Source organism: Franconibacter sp. IITDAS19 (genome assembly GCF_023079515.1).
Taxonomy (GTDB): Bacteria; Pseudomonadota; Gammaproteobacteria; order Enterobacterales; family Enterobacteriaceae; genus Franconibacter; species Franconibacter pulveris.
Map to the genome: position 1 here is coordinate 432101 of NZ_JALJCP010000002.1, position 14158 is coordinate 446258.

General features: G+C 56.8%; 15 protein-coding genes. 6 read left to right on the plus strand and 9 right to left on the minus strand.

Annotated features, from left to right (window positions below; translation table 11 throughout):
• Positions 1 to 332 precede the first annotated feature (332 nt).
• Entirely contained in the window at positions 333 to 506 is a 174-nt protein-coding gene (locus tag MT962_RS07920; protein WP_071788484.1) for a GhoT/OrtT family toxin, read from the minus strand.
• A 295-nt stretch (positions 507 to 801) separates the two neighbouring features.
• Complete coding sequence (locus tag MT962_RS07925) at positions 802 to 987, minus strand: hypothetical protein (protein WP_024557710.1); 186 nt, start codon at positions 985 to 987, stop codon at positions 802 to 804.
• A 235-nt stretch (positions 988 to 1222) separates the two neighbouring features.
• Between MT962_RS07925 and MT962_RS07930 the strand changes: the two genes are divergently transcribed.
• The gene (locus MT962_RS07930; protein WP_024557711.1) at positions 1223 to 1441 is read left to right on the plus strand and encodes a KTSC domain-containing protein; all 219 of its coding nucleotides are present in this window, start codon (positions 1223 to 1225) and stop codon (positions 1439 to 1441) included.
• A 105-nt stretch (positions 1442 to 1546) separates the two neighbouring features.
• On the opposite strand, the gene MT962_RS07935 is transcribed toward MT962_RS07930, so the two are convergent.
• The gene (locus MT962_RS07935) at positions 1547 to 2290 is read right to left on the minus strand and encodes an SDR family oxidoreductase (RefSeq protein ID WP_247365343.1); all 744 of its coding nucleotides are present in this window, start codon (positions 2288 to 2290) and stop codon (positions 1547 to 1549) included.
• Between the two features lie 98 nt (positions 2291 to 2388).
• On the opposite strand from MT962_RS07935, the gene MT962_RS07940 reads away from it, so the two are divergent.
• Positions 2389 to 3324 carry an AraC family transcriptional regulator gene (locus tag MT962_RS07940; protein WP_247365344.1) on the plus strand — a complete coding sequence of 312 codons (936 nt, stop codon included), beginning with the start codon at positions 2389 to 2391 and terminating at the stop codon, positions 3322 to 3324.
• 104 nt (positions 3325 to 3428) lie between these two features.
• Here the strand turns inward: MT962_RS07940 and MT962_RS07945 are convergent, their stop codons facing one another.
• Entirely contained in the window at positions 3429 to 4343 is a 915-nt protein-coding gene (locus tag MT962_RS07945) for a LysR family transcriptional regulator (protein WP_024561298.1), read from the minus strand.
• Positions 4344 to 4486: 143 nt separating this feature from the next.
• On the opposite strand from MT962_RS07945, the gene MT962_RS07950 reads away from it, so the two are divergent.
• Together MT962_RS07950 and MT962_RS07955 are read left to right on the plus strand one after the other, a co-directional pair.
• Positions 4487 to 5416 (plus strand): aromatic alcohol reductase, encoded by a 930-nt coding sequence (locus MT962_RS07950; protein WP_247365346.1) that lies wholly within the window; start codon positions 4487 to 4489, stop codon positions 5414 to 5416.
• 27 nt (positions 5417 to 5443) lie between these two features.
• Complete coding sequence (locus MT962_RS07955) at positions 5444 to 5653, plus strand: DUF1471 domain-containing protein (protein WP_247365347.1); 210 nt, start codon at positions 5444 to 5446, stop codon at positions 5651 to 5653.
• Positions 5654 to 5811: 158 nt separating this feature from the next.
• Here the strand turns inward: MT962_RS07955 and MT962_RS07960 are convergent, their stop codons facing one another.
• Positions 5812 to 7431, minus strand: coding sequence for a peptide ABC transporter substrate-binding protein (locus MT962_RS07960; RefSeq protein WP_024557717.1), 1620 nt, complete (start codon positions 7429 to 7431; stop codon positions 5812 to 5814).
• Positions 7432 to 7631: 200 nt separating this feature from the next.
• Here MT962_RS07960 and mpaA point away from each other — a divergent pair, with 200 nt between their 5' ends.
• Positions 7632 to 8345, plus strand: a complete 714-nt coding sequence (gene mpaA / locus MT962_RS07965) for a murein tripeptide amidase MpaA (RefSeq protein ID WP_247365348.1) — start codon at positions 7632 to 7634, stop codon at positions 8343 to 8345.
• Here the strand turns inward: mpaA and ycjG are convergent.
• Entirely contained in the window at positions 8336 to 9301 is a 966-nt protein-coding gene (gene ycjG, locus MT962_RS07970) for an L-Ala-D/L-Glu epimerase (protein ID WP_024557719.1), read from the minus strand. The genes mpaA and ycjG overlap by 10 nt on opposite strands.
• A gap of 135 nt (positions 9302 to 9436) precedes the next feature.
• On the opposite strand from ycjG, the gene tpx reads away from it, so the two are divergent.
• A complete protein-coding gene (tpx, locus tag MT962_RS07975) occupies positions 9437 to 9943 on the plus strand; it encodes a thiol peroxidase (RefSeq protein WP_024561294.1) in 507 nt (168 codons plus the stop codon).
• Between the two features lie 64 nt (positions 9944 to 10007).
• On the opposite strand, the gene tyrR is transcribed toward tpx, so the two are convergent.
• The 3 genes from tyrR to MT962_RS07990 all read right to left on the minus strand — a co-directional run bounded on the left by tyrR (position 10008) and on the right by MT962_RS07990 (position 14148).
• Positions 10008 to 11570 (minus strand): transcriptional regulator TyrR, encoded by a 1563-nt coding sequence (gene tyrR, locus MT962_RS07980; RefSeq protein ID WP_028019910.1) that lies wholly within the window; start codon positions 11568 to 11570, stop codon positions 10008 to 10010.
• Between the two features lie 131 nt (positions 11571 to 11701).
• Positions 11702 to 12754 carry a YcjF family protein gene (locus MT962_RS07985; protein ID WP_024561849.1) on the minus strand — a complete coding sequence of 351 codons (1053 nt, stop codon included), beginning with the start codon at positions 12752 to 12754 and terminating at the stop codon, positions 11702 to 11704.
• Positions 12751 to 14148 carry a YcjX family protein gene (locus MT962_RS07990; RefSeq protein ID WP_247365489.1) on the minus strand — a complete coding sequence of 466 codons (1398 nt, stop codon included), beginning with the start codon at positions 14146 to 14148 and terminating at the stop codon, positions 12751 to 12753. Before MT962_RS07990 ends, MT962_RS07985 begins: the two co-directional genes overlap by 4 nt.
• Positions 14149 to 14158 lie beyond the last annotated feature (10 nt).

The following is a 14158-nucleotide window of genomic DNA, read 5'->3' on the forward strand; positions in this document are numbered from 1 at the left end:
ACGCAATAACAATTCACTCAGTCTAGCCACGTTGCGTCGCGAAGCAACCCGCTTCGTCTGATACTTTTTAACATCATGTCAATACGCTGTTCGGCGCTTTCTTTTTGCTTATGATTATTAAATCAGGTCCCGGCAAAAATAAGTGAACTTACTCTTCTGGTTTTACGCTTCGCTTATTCAGGCGAGTAAAAGAAAGAGAGAAAATACCGTTTCGAATAGCACTACCCCACCGCAGCATAATTACGCAGCGGCTTAAGGGCGCGACCAGATTAAGGATGAACTGATGGGCAAAAAAGAAAGTCAGCGGCCAGGCAACCGCAAGGGTCGCCCGGTCAGAATAACGCTACCAGCAGCGCGACAGGAAAACTCATCGGCCAGGTCGCTCCTACCAGCGCCGCGCTCAGCAGCTTGATGCGCATCCGGTCTTTAGCGATGAAAAACGTGATGACCGCAGCGACCAGCGCCACTACGGCGTAAAAGATAAGCATATGTTGATAGAGTGTCATGGAGTTGCAAAAGGTAAGCATTTGTGGCGCTGAACTATGCGACTTTTTATGACGCAGATCAACTTTTTTATCGCCCTTTTCCCACGCCCCGCCTGCATTCGTCCCTTTTCAGACCATACGTATGGTACAAATCCTAAAAGCTTCGGCTACGCTTGCCAGAAGCGCAATTGTGATCAGACTTTGCTGAGTGTGACCTTATCCCAACACCAGGGGATCGCGGCTTCACGGAGGAAGCCATTTCCCTGGCGACATAAAAAAGCCGCCCGCAGGCGGCTGATTATTCGGCATTTAAGCCTCATAACGGGCGCGTATCATCGATATCTTCGTCATCATCAAGCGGGTCGATATCATCCGCGCCATCCTCTGGCGAGTCGATATAGTCATCATCCTCATCCAGCGGATCGTCTAATGGCTCATCATCATCCAGCGGTACGGATTCGTCATCCGGTAAAGGCTCATCATAATCAGGACGGTCTGTCATACACACCCCCATAAAAACCTGTATCAGGAGCACTGAGTATAGCCAGGTCGTGTTATTTTACCGGGACGTTGTCCAATTTATTTTTTGCAAATCTTCTCTCGTTACGCTGGAACTTTTTTTATTTTAACCGCTTCTTTTAGCTTATTTCATACCCATATCACTCTCCTGCCAGATGAATTTCTGACGCCTCTTTCTGCATTTATACTATTTACATTACCCCTGTGGAGATAATGCATTGCAACGAGAGAATGTGGTCTCTTCGAGTCTTGATTCCGTGGGCTATGACATGGATAACCGGGTGCTGGAAATCGCCTTTCGCAACGGCACCGTTTATCACTATCTTAACGTGCCGCAGCAGACCTGGGCGCAACTGATGCGTGCACCATCAAAAGGGCGCTATTTCGATCGCGCCATCCGGGAGCGATACCCCTTCCGGCGCGTCGAAGGCGGTTAAAAAATGACGCCTGTCGGCCTGTCGTTAACCCTGAACCGCGCAACAGGATGCGCTGGCACGGCAAAGCGGTTTATAAACCAGGCTCGCTGTTTCAATGCTTTTAACTTATGCAAGCAGGCCTGCCATTTCCAGCGCATCCTCGCCTGCCGGGAGGCGCATCGGCGCAGCAGGATCGTTTGCCATCTGCCAGATTGCTTTTGCGACATCCGCAGGATGCGTAACCCTTTCGCTTTCAGCCATACCGTTAAATACACGCTGGCTCAGTTCCCTGTAATCCGCAGGAATAGTGCCCATGATGCGTTGAGCATTTTCACCAAAACGGGTCGCTGGCGAGCGTCCCGGCAGGATAAGCCCCACGCGGATATTGAACGGACTGACTTCCATGGCCAGAGATTCGGTGAAAGCGTTCACCGCCGCCTTGCTGGCGGAGTAAACCGCAAGCAGAGGCAGCGGCTTGAGGGTGACAGCGGAAGTCACGTTGATAACCACACCTGCGCGTCGCTCTCTGAACTGCGGGAGTACGGCGCGGGTCATCGCAATCGTCCCAAGCGTATTGGTTTCAAACACTTCCCTCACGGCATCCGCAGAAACCCCCTCCAGCGCATTTAACATGCCCACGCCCGCATTGTTTACCAGTACGTCAATATGCCCGGCCTCAGCGATAGCCCGATCGATGCTTTCCTGTTTTGTCACGTCCAGGCGCAGCAGACGTAAACGTTCGCCCGAAGGCAGAAGGTTTTCTCTGGGTTCGCGCATGGTGGCGATAACGTTCCAGCCTTGCGCTAAAAAATAATGTGCTGTTTCGAGACCAAACCCTGATGAACAGCCGGTAATCATAACCGTTTTCATGTGTACTCCAGTCAGTGATGTGCCTGTGCAAATAATAGACGCCTGGCGCTGGACGATATATATTCAGGAATCCCTGTTTCTTTAGCGAGAGTCCGGAAATGACTGACCCGTTAGCGGAAGTGATCGCCATGCTTAAGCTCAGGGCGGCGCTGTCCAAAACCATTACTGGTACAGATGCCTGGCGAGTGCGGCGTTCAGAGCAGGGGCAGCCGTTTTACTGCGCCGTTCTTGAGGGGGCTTGTCGGCTTGAGTTAGAACATCATGACCCGCTCACGCTGAATGCCGGTGATTTTGTTTTGATACCGGCGGCTTACCATTTCGCATTGACCAGCATTATCCCTCCTGCTGCCGATGCTGAAGATACGCTCCCGGTAAAGGTGGCAGACGGGCATTTCAGGCTTGGGGATCTGCACGCGCCTGCGCAAATGCTGGCGTTGGTAGGACACTGTGTGTCTGATTCATCCGATGCCGGTCTGCTGGTTTCGCTTCTGCCAGAGTTTGTTTTAGCGCGCGATGAAAAGCGTCTGGCGCTGCTCGTCGCCCTGCTCAGAGATGAAGCGCAGGCGCAGCGTTCTGGAAAAGATTTCATTCTTGCCCGAATTATTGAATTGCTTTTTATTGAGGCTATCCGCTCAACAGAAACGCTTGCCACGCCCGGCCTGATGCGCGGCCTGGCTGATCCCCGGATCGCGCAGGCGATCCGGCTCATACACCAGCAGCCGGCCCGCCGCTGGACGGTAAAGGAACTGGCAAGCGGCTGCGCCTTATCGCGCTCAACCTTGTTCGAGCGTTTCACGGCAATGACGGGCATCACGCCGATAGGATATCTCCAGTCGTGGCGAATGACGCTTGCCATGCAGTTGCTTTGCCGGTCTGACGTTAGTATCTCTGCGGTGGCGGAACACATTGGTTATAACTCCGCCAGCGCGTTCAGCGTGGCGTTTACCCGCTATGTCGGCCTTCCGCCAGGAAGATATGCTCAGCAACGCAGCGGGAAACACACTGATGTAAACAACTCAGGGTCTACCGTCTGATTTTGCGTCTTCTGTTGACTGCTTCCCGCGCGGGCGGGTTGTTTGCTAAACGCCAAACGAGCGCCTCATTCGCCAGTCAACCGCGTGCCTGATGCCGCACCCAGTCATTCTCTTACTTCATGAGCCACGGGTTGATTCAATACGGTTCGGCTCCAGTCATAAAATGCGCGCACGGCCGGCGGAAGGTAGCGGGTTTGCGGATATACCAGCGATAAAGGCAGATCAAACGCGTAATTATCCAGGCAGGCAACGAGCTCCCCGCTCTTCAGATACGGGGCGACCAGGTAGCTGGCGGCGCGAATTAAGCCGATACCCGCTATTCCTGCCTGGATGTAGGCATCCGTATCGTCGACCACCAGCGTCTCTTTCATACGGATAGCGCGATCGCCTTCCTCCAGCGTAAAAAACCATTCGGTAGTGCGTCCGGTGCGATGGTTCAGGTACCCCACTGCGCGATGCCTTTCCAGCTCGTCTAACGTTTCTGGTTTGCCATGCGCGTCAAGGTAGTTTGGGGAAGCCAGCACCGCCCATTTAAAATTCGCGAGCGGACGGGCCACCAGCGTGGTTGAATCCTCGATTCTTCCGGTGCGGATAACGCAGTCATACCCTTCCTGTATGATGTCCTCCACGTTGTCACTTGAACAAAGCATCAGCTCCAGTTCGGGGTATTGGCGCAAAAATGACTGGAGACGGGGGATGAAACAGTGCCGGGCGAGGGATTGCGGCATTCCCACCTTAAAGCGGCCTTTGGGTTGGGAAGACAGGCCCGGGAAGGAGGACTCCATGGTCGCGATATCAGTGAGGATCCGTCTGCATTCTTCGTAGTAAGTGCGCCCATCGGCGGTCACGCTGAGTTTGCGGGTGGTGCGCTGTAAAAGCTGAATGCCAAGCCAGGATTCCAGCTCCTTAATCACTCGCGACACGGTCGAGCGTGGAAGTCCCAGCACTTCCGCCGCCCTGGCGAAGCTTTGGGTATCCACCACTGAAACATAGACCTTCATTGATTCAAGCTTATCCATCGTCTCTCCTGCCCCGAAGGCGGCAATTGTGCCATTTAAGCGAACAATCTAACCCATGCCTGCCAGCTTATCGAATGAAAACCCACGCCGTAAAATTACCCTACACGCAGTAATCTTGCTGCCTGAAAGAGAGAGGGTTCCTGATGCAACAACATAATTCTACTGAAGGCGAAAAAATATTAGTGCTGGGGGCAGGACAATTGGGCGCTGCCGTTCTGGATACGCTTGTGCCGGCGGCAAGGGCCATGATGAGCAGCGTCGCTGTCATTGTCTCGCCCGGCTCATGGGATAACCAGGGCAAACTGCGATCGGCTGTGCATCAGAAATATGCTGACGCAGGCGCAGAGTTTATTGCGCTGGATATTGCGGCCAGCACCACTCAAACACTATCAGCGCAGATGAAAGCATTTGATACGGTCATCAATTGCATGGGCTTTGTCGCCGGAACGGGCACACAAATCAGGATAACGCGCGCGGTGCTTGAAGCGGGCGTTAAACGCTATTTTCCCTGGCAGTTTGGCGTTAATTACGATGTCGTCGGTAAAGGAAGCGGCCAGCCCGTCTGGGACGAACAGTATGATGTCAGGACGTTATTGCGCGCACAGAACGCAACGGAATGGGTCATTATTTCAACCGGAATGTTTACCAGTTTTCTCTTTGAACCCACCTTTGATGTCGTGAATTTAGCTAAAAAAACGATCAATGCGCTGGGCGGATGGGAAACACAAATCACCGTCACGTCACCTGCGGATATAGGCCGACTGACCAGCGCCATTTATTTCTATCAACCTCGTATTGCAAACGAAGTGGTATTTGTGGCGGGTGAAACAACCTCCTACGGAAAACTGGCGGAAACGGTCGAGCGGGTAACGCAGCAATCCTTTTCCAGAGCCGTTTTTACGCTGCCAGCGCTTCAGAATGCGCTGCATTTGAACCCGGATGACCCGATGCTCCGCTATCGGGCGGCTTTCGCCCGGGGAGAGGGTGTGTGGTGGCCATTAAATGAAACCTGGAATGTACGGAATAATTTCCCAACCCAGGATATTGAGTCCTGGCTCAGGGCGTTCATTTAACTCACTTTTCTGTTCAGGAGCCACGCCGTGAAAACCGTTATCACGCTGTTATTGGTTTATCTTCTCTTGCCCTTTTCCTTATATGCACACACCGTTACTGCAACCGGCGGTACGCTTGAGGAAGCAGAAAGCAAAATTCGTCAGTTGGCGCAAAACGAAAAGGGCGCGTCATATAAAATCATTGAGGCGCGAATGGGTAACAAAGCGCATATCACTGCGAAAATAACCACGTCATAAATACGCGAGGGGCGCTATCGCCCCTCGTGCTTCCCGCTATCTTCTTTGCCCTGGATTAAATCAAACCTTTGCCTGCCAAACGGAATACCGCCTGCGTTTGGCTGGCGCTTCCACCAGGAAGAGAAGCGCCTCGTCGCAAGCCTGCGCAGCGCTGCTCCTTAATGCTTAATAAGGTACATCGTGCGGCTGTAGGCGACATCTTCCGGGTTAGTGATGGGATAACCTTTAACCCAGGGCTTAATCAGGCGTCCGTTGGTGTATTGATAAATGGGCGCAATCGGAGCCTGGCTGGCGATAATATTTTCCGCCTCGTTATAGTCCGCATTACGCGCCTTTGCGTCGCTCTCAAGGCTCGCCTGCTCAAGCACCTTGTCGTAAGCGGGATCTTTAAAGCGGGCAATGTTGCCGCTGTGCGTTGAGGTCAGGAGCGAAAGAAAGGTGGAAGGTTCATTATAGTCCCCTACCCAGGAGGCGCGAATCACGTCAAAGTTACCGGTGTTGCGGCTGTCGATATACGTTTTCCACTCCTGGTTTTGCAGCTTCACATCAACGCCCAGATTCTTCTTCCACATCGACGCCACAGCGATGGCTATTTTCTGATGATTTTCAGAGGTGTTGTACAGCAGCGTCAGCTTAAGCGGACGACCAGGGCCGTACCCCGCCGCCTGCAACAGCGTTTTCGCCTGCAGGTTTAACTCCTGCTGGCTGGTCTCTTCCATCATGCCGACCGCGGGCTTAAATCCAGCCGTCACGTCCGGCGTAAATCGCCAGGCGGGCTTTTCGCCGGTGCCCAGCACTTTTTCGGCAATCAGACGGCGATCGATACTCATGCTCAGCGCCAGACGAACGCGCCTGTCCGCGGTTGGGCCTTTTTGCGTATTGAAGGCGTAATAATAGGTGCCCAGCTGCGGCGGCGTATAAACCTGGCCCGGGATCTGCTTTAAAAGTTTCTGGTAAAGGTTTTTCGGGAAAGACTCAGTAATGTCGATATCGCCTGCAAGGTAGCGTTTGGTGGCGGCGGACTCCTGGTTTATTGGCAAGAACGTGACCTTTTTCAACACCGTTTTGCCGTTATCCCAGTAGTTTTTATTAGGAACGACCACCAGTTTTTCATTGACTACCCGCTCGGCCAGCACAAAGGCGCCATTACCTACCAGGTTGCCGGGACGAGTCCAGTCAGCGCCCTGCTTTTCGATTACGGCGCCCGGCACCGGATAAAGCGCGACGTTGGCGGTAAGATTCGGGAAATAAGGCACCGGCTTATCCAGCTGCACCTTCAGCGTACGCGCATCCACCGCGCTGACACCGAGCTTATCCGCAGGCATTTTGCCGTCGATTATCGCCTGCGCGTTGGTGATGCCGCCAAGCGCCGCAAGCCAGGCGAAAGAAGAGGTCGTTTTAGGGTCAACCAGGCGCCGCCAGCTGTAGACGAAATCCTGCGCCGTGACCGGCGTGCCATCGGACCAGCGCGCGTCATCCCTTAAGGTGAAGGTCCAGATACGGTTGTCGATGCTCTGCCACTTTGTCGCCACCCCGGGCGAGAGTTCGCCTTTTTCATTCTGGTTGACCAGGCCTTCAAAAAGATCGCGAAGCACCTGAATTTCCGGCAGACCGACAACCTTTGCCGGGTCCAGCGTCGCGGGTTCATCTTTGATATGGCGCACCAGTTCCTGGCGCTGTGCCAGGTTCACGCCAGGCGGCACTTGTGCAGCCCAGGCGACAGATAGCGTACCGGCCACCCAAAGTGCGCCTGCGGAAAGATAAACAGGAAACTTCATGCGATCCCCTCTCGTTAGTTAGCGCAACCCGTCATTGGGTTTCGTGTTGGCGAATTATTTGGGTTATCGGCAGCAATTGCAAACCGCACGTGCGCTTTTTGCACGCTCGCTGGAAGCGAAACCAGATAGAGGAGCAGGTTGAATTATCAGTAGTTTTGCACAACACTGCCAGAAACCCCGCCACCAGATTAAGGTACTCCATGACCGCTTTACGTCCTCGCCCGCAGCGCGGGCCACTGCCGCCCGGCGCGGAACGCTACGGCGCTTCCGCGCTCGGCGCTCCGCTGCTCTGGTTTCCCGCCACGCAGCCCAGCGCGCAGAGCGGGCTTATTATTGCCGGCACGCATGGCGATGAAAACGCGGCGATGGTGACGCTCTCCTGCGCGCTTCGCACGCTGGAATCAAGCCACCGTTTGCATTCGGTGGTGCTGGCGGTGAACCCGGACGGGTGCCAGCTTGGCCTGCGCGCTAACGCGCGCGGGGTGGATCTCAACCGTAACTTCCCCGCCGCCAACTGGAAGCCGGGCGAGACGGTTTATCGCTGGAACAGCGCCGCCGAGGCGCGCGACGTCACGCTCTCCACCGGCGAACACCCCGCCTCCGAGCCGGAAACCGCCGCGCTTTGTCAGCTCATTCATCAGAGTAAACCCGCCTGGATAGTCTCGTTTCACGATCCGCTGGGCTGCATTGAAGACCCGGCGCGTAGCCCGCTTGGCGAGTGGCTTGCCCGCGCCTTCGCCCTGCCGCTGGTAGGCAGCGTCGGGTACGAAACGCCAGGCTCGTTTGGCAGCTGGTGCGCCGACATGGATCTGCCCTGCATTACGGCGGAGTTTCCGGCTATCTCCGCTGACGAAGCCACCGAGCGCTATCTGGCGCCCATGACAGCGCTGCTGCACTGGCAACCTCAAAGATGAAGCGTGCCGGTCGTGAAGTTAAGGGAGGGCTCGACATCCACCGCAAGCCAGGTGGGACCGTCGAGGTCGGCGAAGCGCACCAGCGGCGCCAGCGGCAATGCGGCGCTGATGGCCCGGGAAGTGCAAAGCATGCAGCCCAGCATAAGGCCGAATCCCTGCGCCTTCGCCTGCTGCGCCAGCGCCAGCGCTTCCGTCAGGCCACCGGTTTTATCAAGTTTGATGTTGACCATCTCGTAACGCCCTGCGAGCCCCGGCAGGCTTTCGCGCGTGTGGCAGCTTTCATCGGCGCAAATGGGCAGTGGATGAATAAAGGTTTCCAGCCCCTTATCGTCGTTCGCTGGCAAAGGTTGCTCAAGCATCGCTACGCCGAGATCCGCCAGCAACTGGCAGCGGGCCGCCAGCCCCTCGCTGCGCCAGGATTCGTTGGCATCGACGATTAATAGCGCCTGCGGCGCCGCTTCGCGAATGGCGACGATACGTTCGGTAAGCAGATGATCGTCGAGTTTCACTTTCAGCAGCCGCGCCCCTTTCTCCCACAGCGCCGCCGCGCTCGCCGCCATCTGATCCGGCGTGCCGATAGAAACGGTCTGGGCCGTGGTGATAGTCTGCGGCATCGCGATGTGCAGCAGCGCAGACAGATTCTGACCGCTGCGCCGCGCCTCAAGATCCCAGAGCGCGCTGTCTATCGCATTGCGGGCCGCCCCTGCGGGCAGAAGCGTTTGCAGCCCCGCGCGGTCGAGCCCCGCCTCCAGCTGCGGCCCTACCGCCATAATCTGCGCCATGACGGAATCCACGCTCTCGCCGTAACGCGGGTAAGGGGTGCATTCGCCTGCGGCTTTAATGCCCTCTTCCACCAATTCCACCACTACGACGGTCGCCTCATTACGGCTGCCCCGGGCAATGACAAAGGGGGAGTGCAGGGGCCAGGCTTCCTGATAGACTTTTACGCTTCTCATTATTTTCCTCGCATCGAGCTTTGCCTCAGTATAGCGAGGAGAAAGTTGCCCTGCCGTTCAGTTTTTTATATTCAAGGCGGTAATCATGACTTAAACTAGCGGCGACGTTAACTATATGTAAACAGGAAGATAATCATGTCACAAGTCGTCTATTTTCAGGGCAACCCGGTTTCCGTAGCAGGCCAGATCCCGCAGGCAGGCAGCAAGGCGCAGCCGTTTAGCCTGGTCGCCAAAGATCTGTCTGATGTCGCGCTGAGCCAGTTTGCCGGTAAGCGCAAAGTACTGAACATTTTCCCGAGCATTGATACCGGCGTCTGCGCGGCCTCTGTACGCAAGTTCAACCAGCTGGCGACCGATATGGAGAACACCGTGGTGCTGTGCATCTCCGCCGACCTGCCGTTCGCCCAGTCTCGCTTCTGCGGCGCGGAAGGCCTGAGCAACGTTATCACCCTCTCCACCCTGCGTAACCCGGAGTTCCAGCAGGCTTACGGCGTGGGCATCAGCGAAGGCGCGCTCAAAGGCCTGACCGCGCGTGCCGTGCTGGTTATCAACGAAAACGACGAGGTGGTCTTCAGCGAGCTGGTGAATGAAATCACCCACGAGCCGAACTACGACGCGGCGCTGGATGCACTGAAGGCGTAATCGCCACATAAAAAAACCCCTCTCAGAGGGGTTTAATCAGAAAAACCTCCTGCGGGAGGTTTTTTTATTCTTCGCCTTTGCGCTGGCTCAGGCCGTATTCGCGCAGCTTGTTAGCGATTGCCGTATGCGAAACGCCAAGGCGGCGAGCGAGTTTCCGGGTGCTGGGATAGGTGCGATAAAGCTGGACCAGCACCGAACGTTCGAAGCGGCGGGTAATATCGTCAAGCGAGCCTTCCATCGCCTCTTCGCCCACTGGCAGCGCGGCGGCGTCAAAATCGGGCAGCAAAATATCCTGCGGGCGCAGTTCATACCCTTCAAGCTGGGCAAGCCCACGATAGACGGCGTTTTTCAACTGGCGAACGTTGCCCGGCCAGCCGTAGCGCGTCATCACCGTACTCAGATCGTGTGCCAGTTTGGGTCGCGCGATTCCCTGCTCGTCGGCAAAGCGGGCGACAAACATCTCCGTCAGCGGCATGATGTCCTGCGGACGATCGCGCAGCGGCGGCAGGTTAAGGGTCAGGACATTTAACCGGTAATAAAGATCTTCGCGGAACGCCCCTTTCTGCACCAGTTCCACCAGGTTTTTTTGCGTGGCGCAAATGACGCGCACGTCTACATGCACCTCGTGCTCTTCGCCCACCCGGCGGAATGTGCCGTCATTAAGAAAACGCAGCAGCTTCGCCTGCATGCGCGGGGACATCTCGCCTATCTCGTCCAGCAGCACCGAGCCGCCGTTAGCCTGCTCAAAAAAGCCTTTTTTTCCTTCCACGGCGTTAGCGTAAGCGCCCGGCGCATGGCCAAACAGCTCACTTTCCACCACATCTTCCGGGATTGAAGCGCAGTTAAGCGCAAGGTAAGGTTTGCCCGCGCGCGGGCTCGCCTGATGGCAGGCGTGCGCCAGCAGGTCTTTACCGGTCCCTGTGTCGCCCACTATCAGCAGCGGCGCGTTGAGCATCGCCATTTTGCGCGCCTGCTCCACCACCTGACGCATTTTCGGGCTGACGGCGATGATATGGCTGAACGCATTGAGATCCTGGCTTGAAATGTTCTGCAACTGGCGCCCCATGCGCACCGTCGAGCGCAGCATCACCACCGCGCCCGTCAGCACGCTGCCGCCGCCGTCGTCATCCAGGTGCACCGGGGTGATTTCCATCAGAAAGTTTTGTCCATTGATGACTACGTGCTCGGTGTGCGACCCTTCAGGGTTGCTTTCCAGCCAGCGCTGGAAGTTAAAGCCGTTAATCAACGCGGCGGCGTTATGGTTGCGAAGCCGCTCTTCATTCTGGTTAAAGAGCGCGCAGCTCGCCGGGTTGGCAAGCTCCAGCTTGCTTTTCATATCCAGTGAAAAGACCGGTTCCGGCAACGCTTCCAGCAGCGCGCTTAACGAGCGGTGCTCGCGCTCGGAAGGCATCCAGGGGACTTTTCTGACGTCCGTTACGCCGGGAATACGACGGATTTCCGTCATCAGGTCGCTGAAGGCAGAGAACTCCAGCTCGGCGAAATTCAGGTAGATCCGCCCGACAGGGTCAATTTCAATTCCGCGTAAATCAATATTGCGCAGCACCAGAAGATCCAGCAGCTCGCGGGTCAGACCAAGGCGGTCTTCACAAAATACTTCCAGACGCATCAGTGCACCTACACGTATAAAGCCAACGAATAACTGAATGATACTTCAGAAGAAGGATGTGCGGAACATTCTGTCAACAAATATTTACAGAGTAACGGAAAAACGGGCGCCTGGCTGTAAACGGGGCGGCATCACGCGCCGCCCTTGCCTTTTTGCATCGTCTCTTTGAGCTGCGTCAGAAGCTGACGGCGGAAATCGCCCAGGCGGGGTTTGTCATCGTCAAGCCAGGGCAACGGGCGGCAAAGCTCCATCGTTTTGATGCCGAGCCGGGCGGTTAAGAGCCCTGCGCCAATGCCCTGCGCCGCTCTGGCGGAAAGCCGGGCGGCGAGATCCTGCGAAAGCCAGTCCATACCAACCTCGCGCGCCAGTTCGCTCGCGCCAGCGAAGGCGATATTTAACAGCACCAGGCGAAACAGCCGGATACGGCTAAAGTAGCCCAGTTCGATGCCGTAAATGGCGGCGAGGCGGTTGATAAGCCGCAGGTTGCGCCAGGCGATAAACGCCATGTCCACCAGCGCCAGCGGGCTGACCGCAATCATCAGCGTCGATTCTGCCGCCGAGCGGCTGATTTCGCGCCGCGCCTGGCTGTCCAGCACCGGCTGCACCAGATGGGCATACAGCGTGACCACTTCGCGATCGCTATGGGTTTCGTGAAGCGTCGCATACCAGCGCTGCATCGCCGGGTGTCCTTGATCCAGCCCCGCCTGCGCGGCAAGCTTCTCGCAGAAGGCGCGCCCTTTGCCCATACTCTGGCTATGCAGCAGTTCCCGCGCTTCGTCGCGCTCATCAGCGCGCTGGCGCAATCGCCATAACCTGCGCCACTCGGTGGCTAGCGAACCGACGCCCGCCGCCACGATAAGTCCGCCTGCGGCACAGCCGCCAAGCGCTATCCAGTCCTGGGTTTGCCAGGCGTTTATCGTCCACTGTACGCCCTGCGCCACGACGCTTGCGCCGAAGAGCGCCAGTCCGGCGGTCACCATCCGCCGCCAGATGCTGCGCCGGGGCCGCAATGCGGCCTCCACCACCGCCTCCGCCTGCCCCTCTTCCGGGACTTCGCCGGTCGCCGCCGGGATAAATTTCTCCGCTTCTGGTTCGTTAAAGGCCCGGGCGGCTTTCAGCTGTTCGCGCTTCCCGGCTTCCAGCGGCTGCGCAAAATCAATGCGCGGTTTAATCGGATCGCTCATCGCAGTTTGTCTCCTGTTAAAAACTCCAGCGCGGCGTCGAGCCGGATGTGCGGCAGCGGCTGATCGACATCCATCACCTGCGGGCGAAAATTCTCAAACTGAAAACCCTGGCTTTCCCAGAATGCGCTGCCAGGCAGGCGCGGCGGCACCTCTCCGGGATAAAAGGTAAGCGGCGCGCCGTCGCTCAAACAGTGCCCGCGCAGCGCCGGGATCTTCTCACCATGATGATCGACCAGCCCGCTTTGCGTCGCCTGCACGGAAGCAAGCCCCATGCAGTCCATGCTAATGCCCTCAAACGCGGCGTTTTGCCAGGCATCCTGCACCAGCTGTTGCAACAGCGACACCAGATTAGCGTGCTGGTCTACCGTAACGTGATCCGCCTTAGTCGCGGCGAACAGCAGCTTATCAATCACGGGTGAAAAGAGGCGGCGAAACAGGGTGCGCTGACCATAGTGAAAACTCTGCATCAGTTGCGTCAGCGCAAGGCGCATGTCGTTGAAGGCCTGCGGCCCGCTGTTGAGCGGCTGTAAACAATCCACCAGCACAATCTGGCGATCGAAGCGTAAAAAATGGTTTTTATAGAACCCCTTCACCACTTTCTCACAGTAATAGTTGAAGCGCTCGCGCAGCATCCCGATGTTTGTCGATTTATCCGCCTGCGCCAGCTTTGACTCTCCCACGGCGTCCACATCGGGCCAGGGAAAAAACTGCAGCGCTGGCGCGCCCGCCATGTCGCCTGGCAGCACGAAGCGCCCCGGCTGAATGAAGTGCAGCCCTTCACGCTTGCAGGCCAGCAAATAGTCCGTCCACGCCTGCGAAATTTCCGCCAGCCGGTTTTCATCCGCCTGCGCCAGCGGGTCCAGCCCTTCGCACAGCGCGCGCCAGCGGCGGGACCAGACTTCACGGTCGCCTTTAAGCAGCCCGGTCATTTGCCGCGACCAGCTGAGGTAATCCTGCGCCAGCATTGGCAAATCGAGCAGCCACTCGCCGGGATAATCGACAATTTCCAGATAAAGCGTTGAGGTTTCTTTGAAATGGCGCAGCAGAGATTCCCGCGAGCGAAAGCGCAGCGCCAGACGCATTTCGCTGACGCCGCGGGTAGGTGTCGGCCAGGCGGGCGGCTCGCCGTAAAGCTGCGCCAGACCTTCGTCATAGGCAAAACGTGGCACGCCGAGATCCCGTTGCGGCACGCGCTTTACGCCGAGCAGGCGCTCTTCGCGCACGGCGCTGAAGAGCGGCAGCCTGGCTCCGCTGTTGACTGACAAAAGCTGATTCACCAGCGAGGTGATAAAAGCGGTTTTACCGCTACGGCTAAGGCCGGTGACGGCCAGCCGCAAATGGCGATCCACGCCGCGGTTAACCAGAGACTGCATTTCGTTTCTGAATCGCTGCATCATTGTTATA

Coding starts and splice junctions, on each gene's coding strand:
- MT962_RS07960 (WP_024557717.1), bottom strand. CDS start 7,431: ATGAAGTTTCCTGTTTATCTTTCCGCAGGCGCACTTTGGGTGGCCGGT.
- MT962_RS07945 (WP_024561298.1), bottom strand. CDS start 4,343: ATGGATAAGCTTGAATCAATGAAGGTCTATGTTTCAGTGGTGGATACC.
- MT962_RS07990 (WP_247365489.1), bottom strand. CDS start 14,148: ATGCAGCGATTCAGAAACGAAATGCAGTCTCTGGTTAACCGCGGCGTG.
- tpx (WP_024561294.1), top strand. CDS start 9,437: ATGTCACAAGTCGTCTATTTTCAGGGCAACCCGGTTTCCGTAGCAGGC.
- MT962_RS07985 (WP_024561849.1), bottom strand. CDS start 12,754: ATGAGCGATCCGATTAAACCGCGCATTGATTTTGCGCAGCCGCTGGAA.
- MT962_RS07940 (WP_247365344.1), top strand. CDS start 2,389: ATGACTGACCCGTTAGCGGAAGTGATCGCCATGCTTAAGCTCAGGGCG.
- MT962_RS07920 (WP_071788484.1), bottom strand. CDS start 506: ATGACACTCTATCAACATATGCTTATCTTTTACGCCGTAGTGGCGCTG.
- mpaA (WP_247365348.1), top strand. CDS start 7,632: ATGACCGCTTTACGTCCTCGCCCGCAGCGCGGGCCACTGCCGCCCGGC.
- MT962_RS07950 (WP_247365346.1), top strand. CDS start 4,487: ATGCAACAACATAATTCTACTGAAGGCGAAAAAATATTAGTGCTGGGG.
- ycjG (WP_024557719.1), bottom strand. CDS start 9,301: ATGAGAAGCGTAAAAGTCTATCAGGAAGCCTGGCCCCTGCACTCCCCC.
- tyrR (WP_028019910.1), bottom strand. CDS start 11,570: ATGCGTCTGGAAGTATTTTGTGAAGACCGCCTTGGTCTGACCCGCGAG.
- MT962_RS07925 (WP_024557710.1), bottom strand. CDS start 987: ATGACAGACCGTCCTGATTATGATGAGCCTTTACCGGATGACGAATCC.
- MT962_RS07935 (WP_247365343.1), bottom strand. CDS start 2,290: ATGAAAACGGTTATGATTACCGGCTGTTCATCAGGGTTTGGTCTCGAA.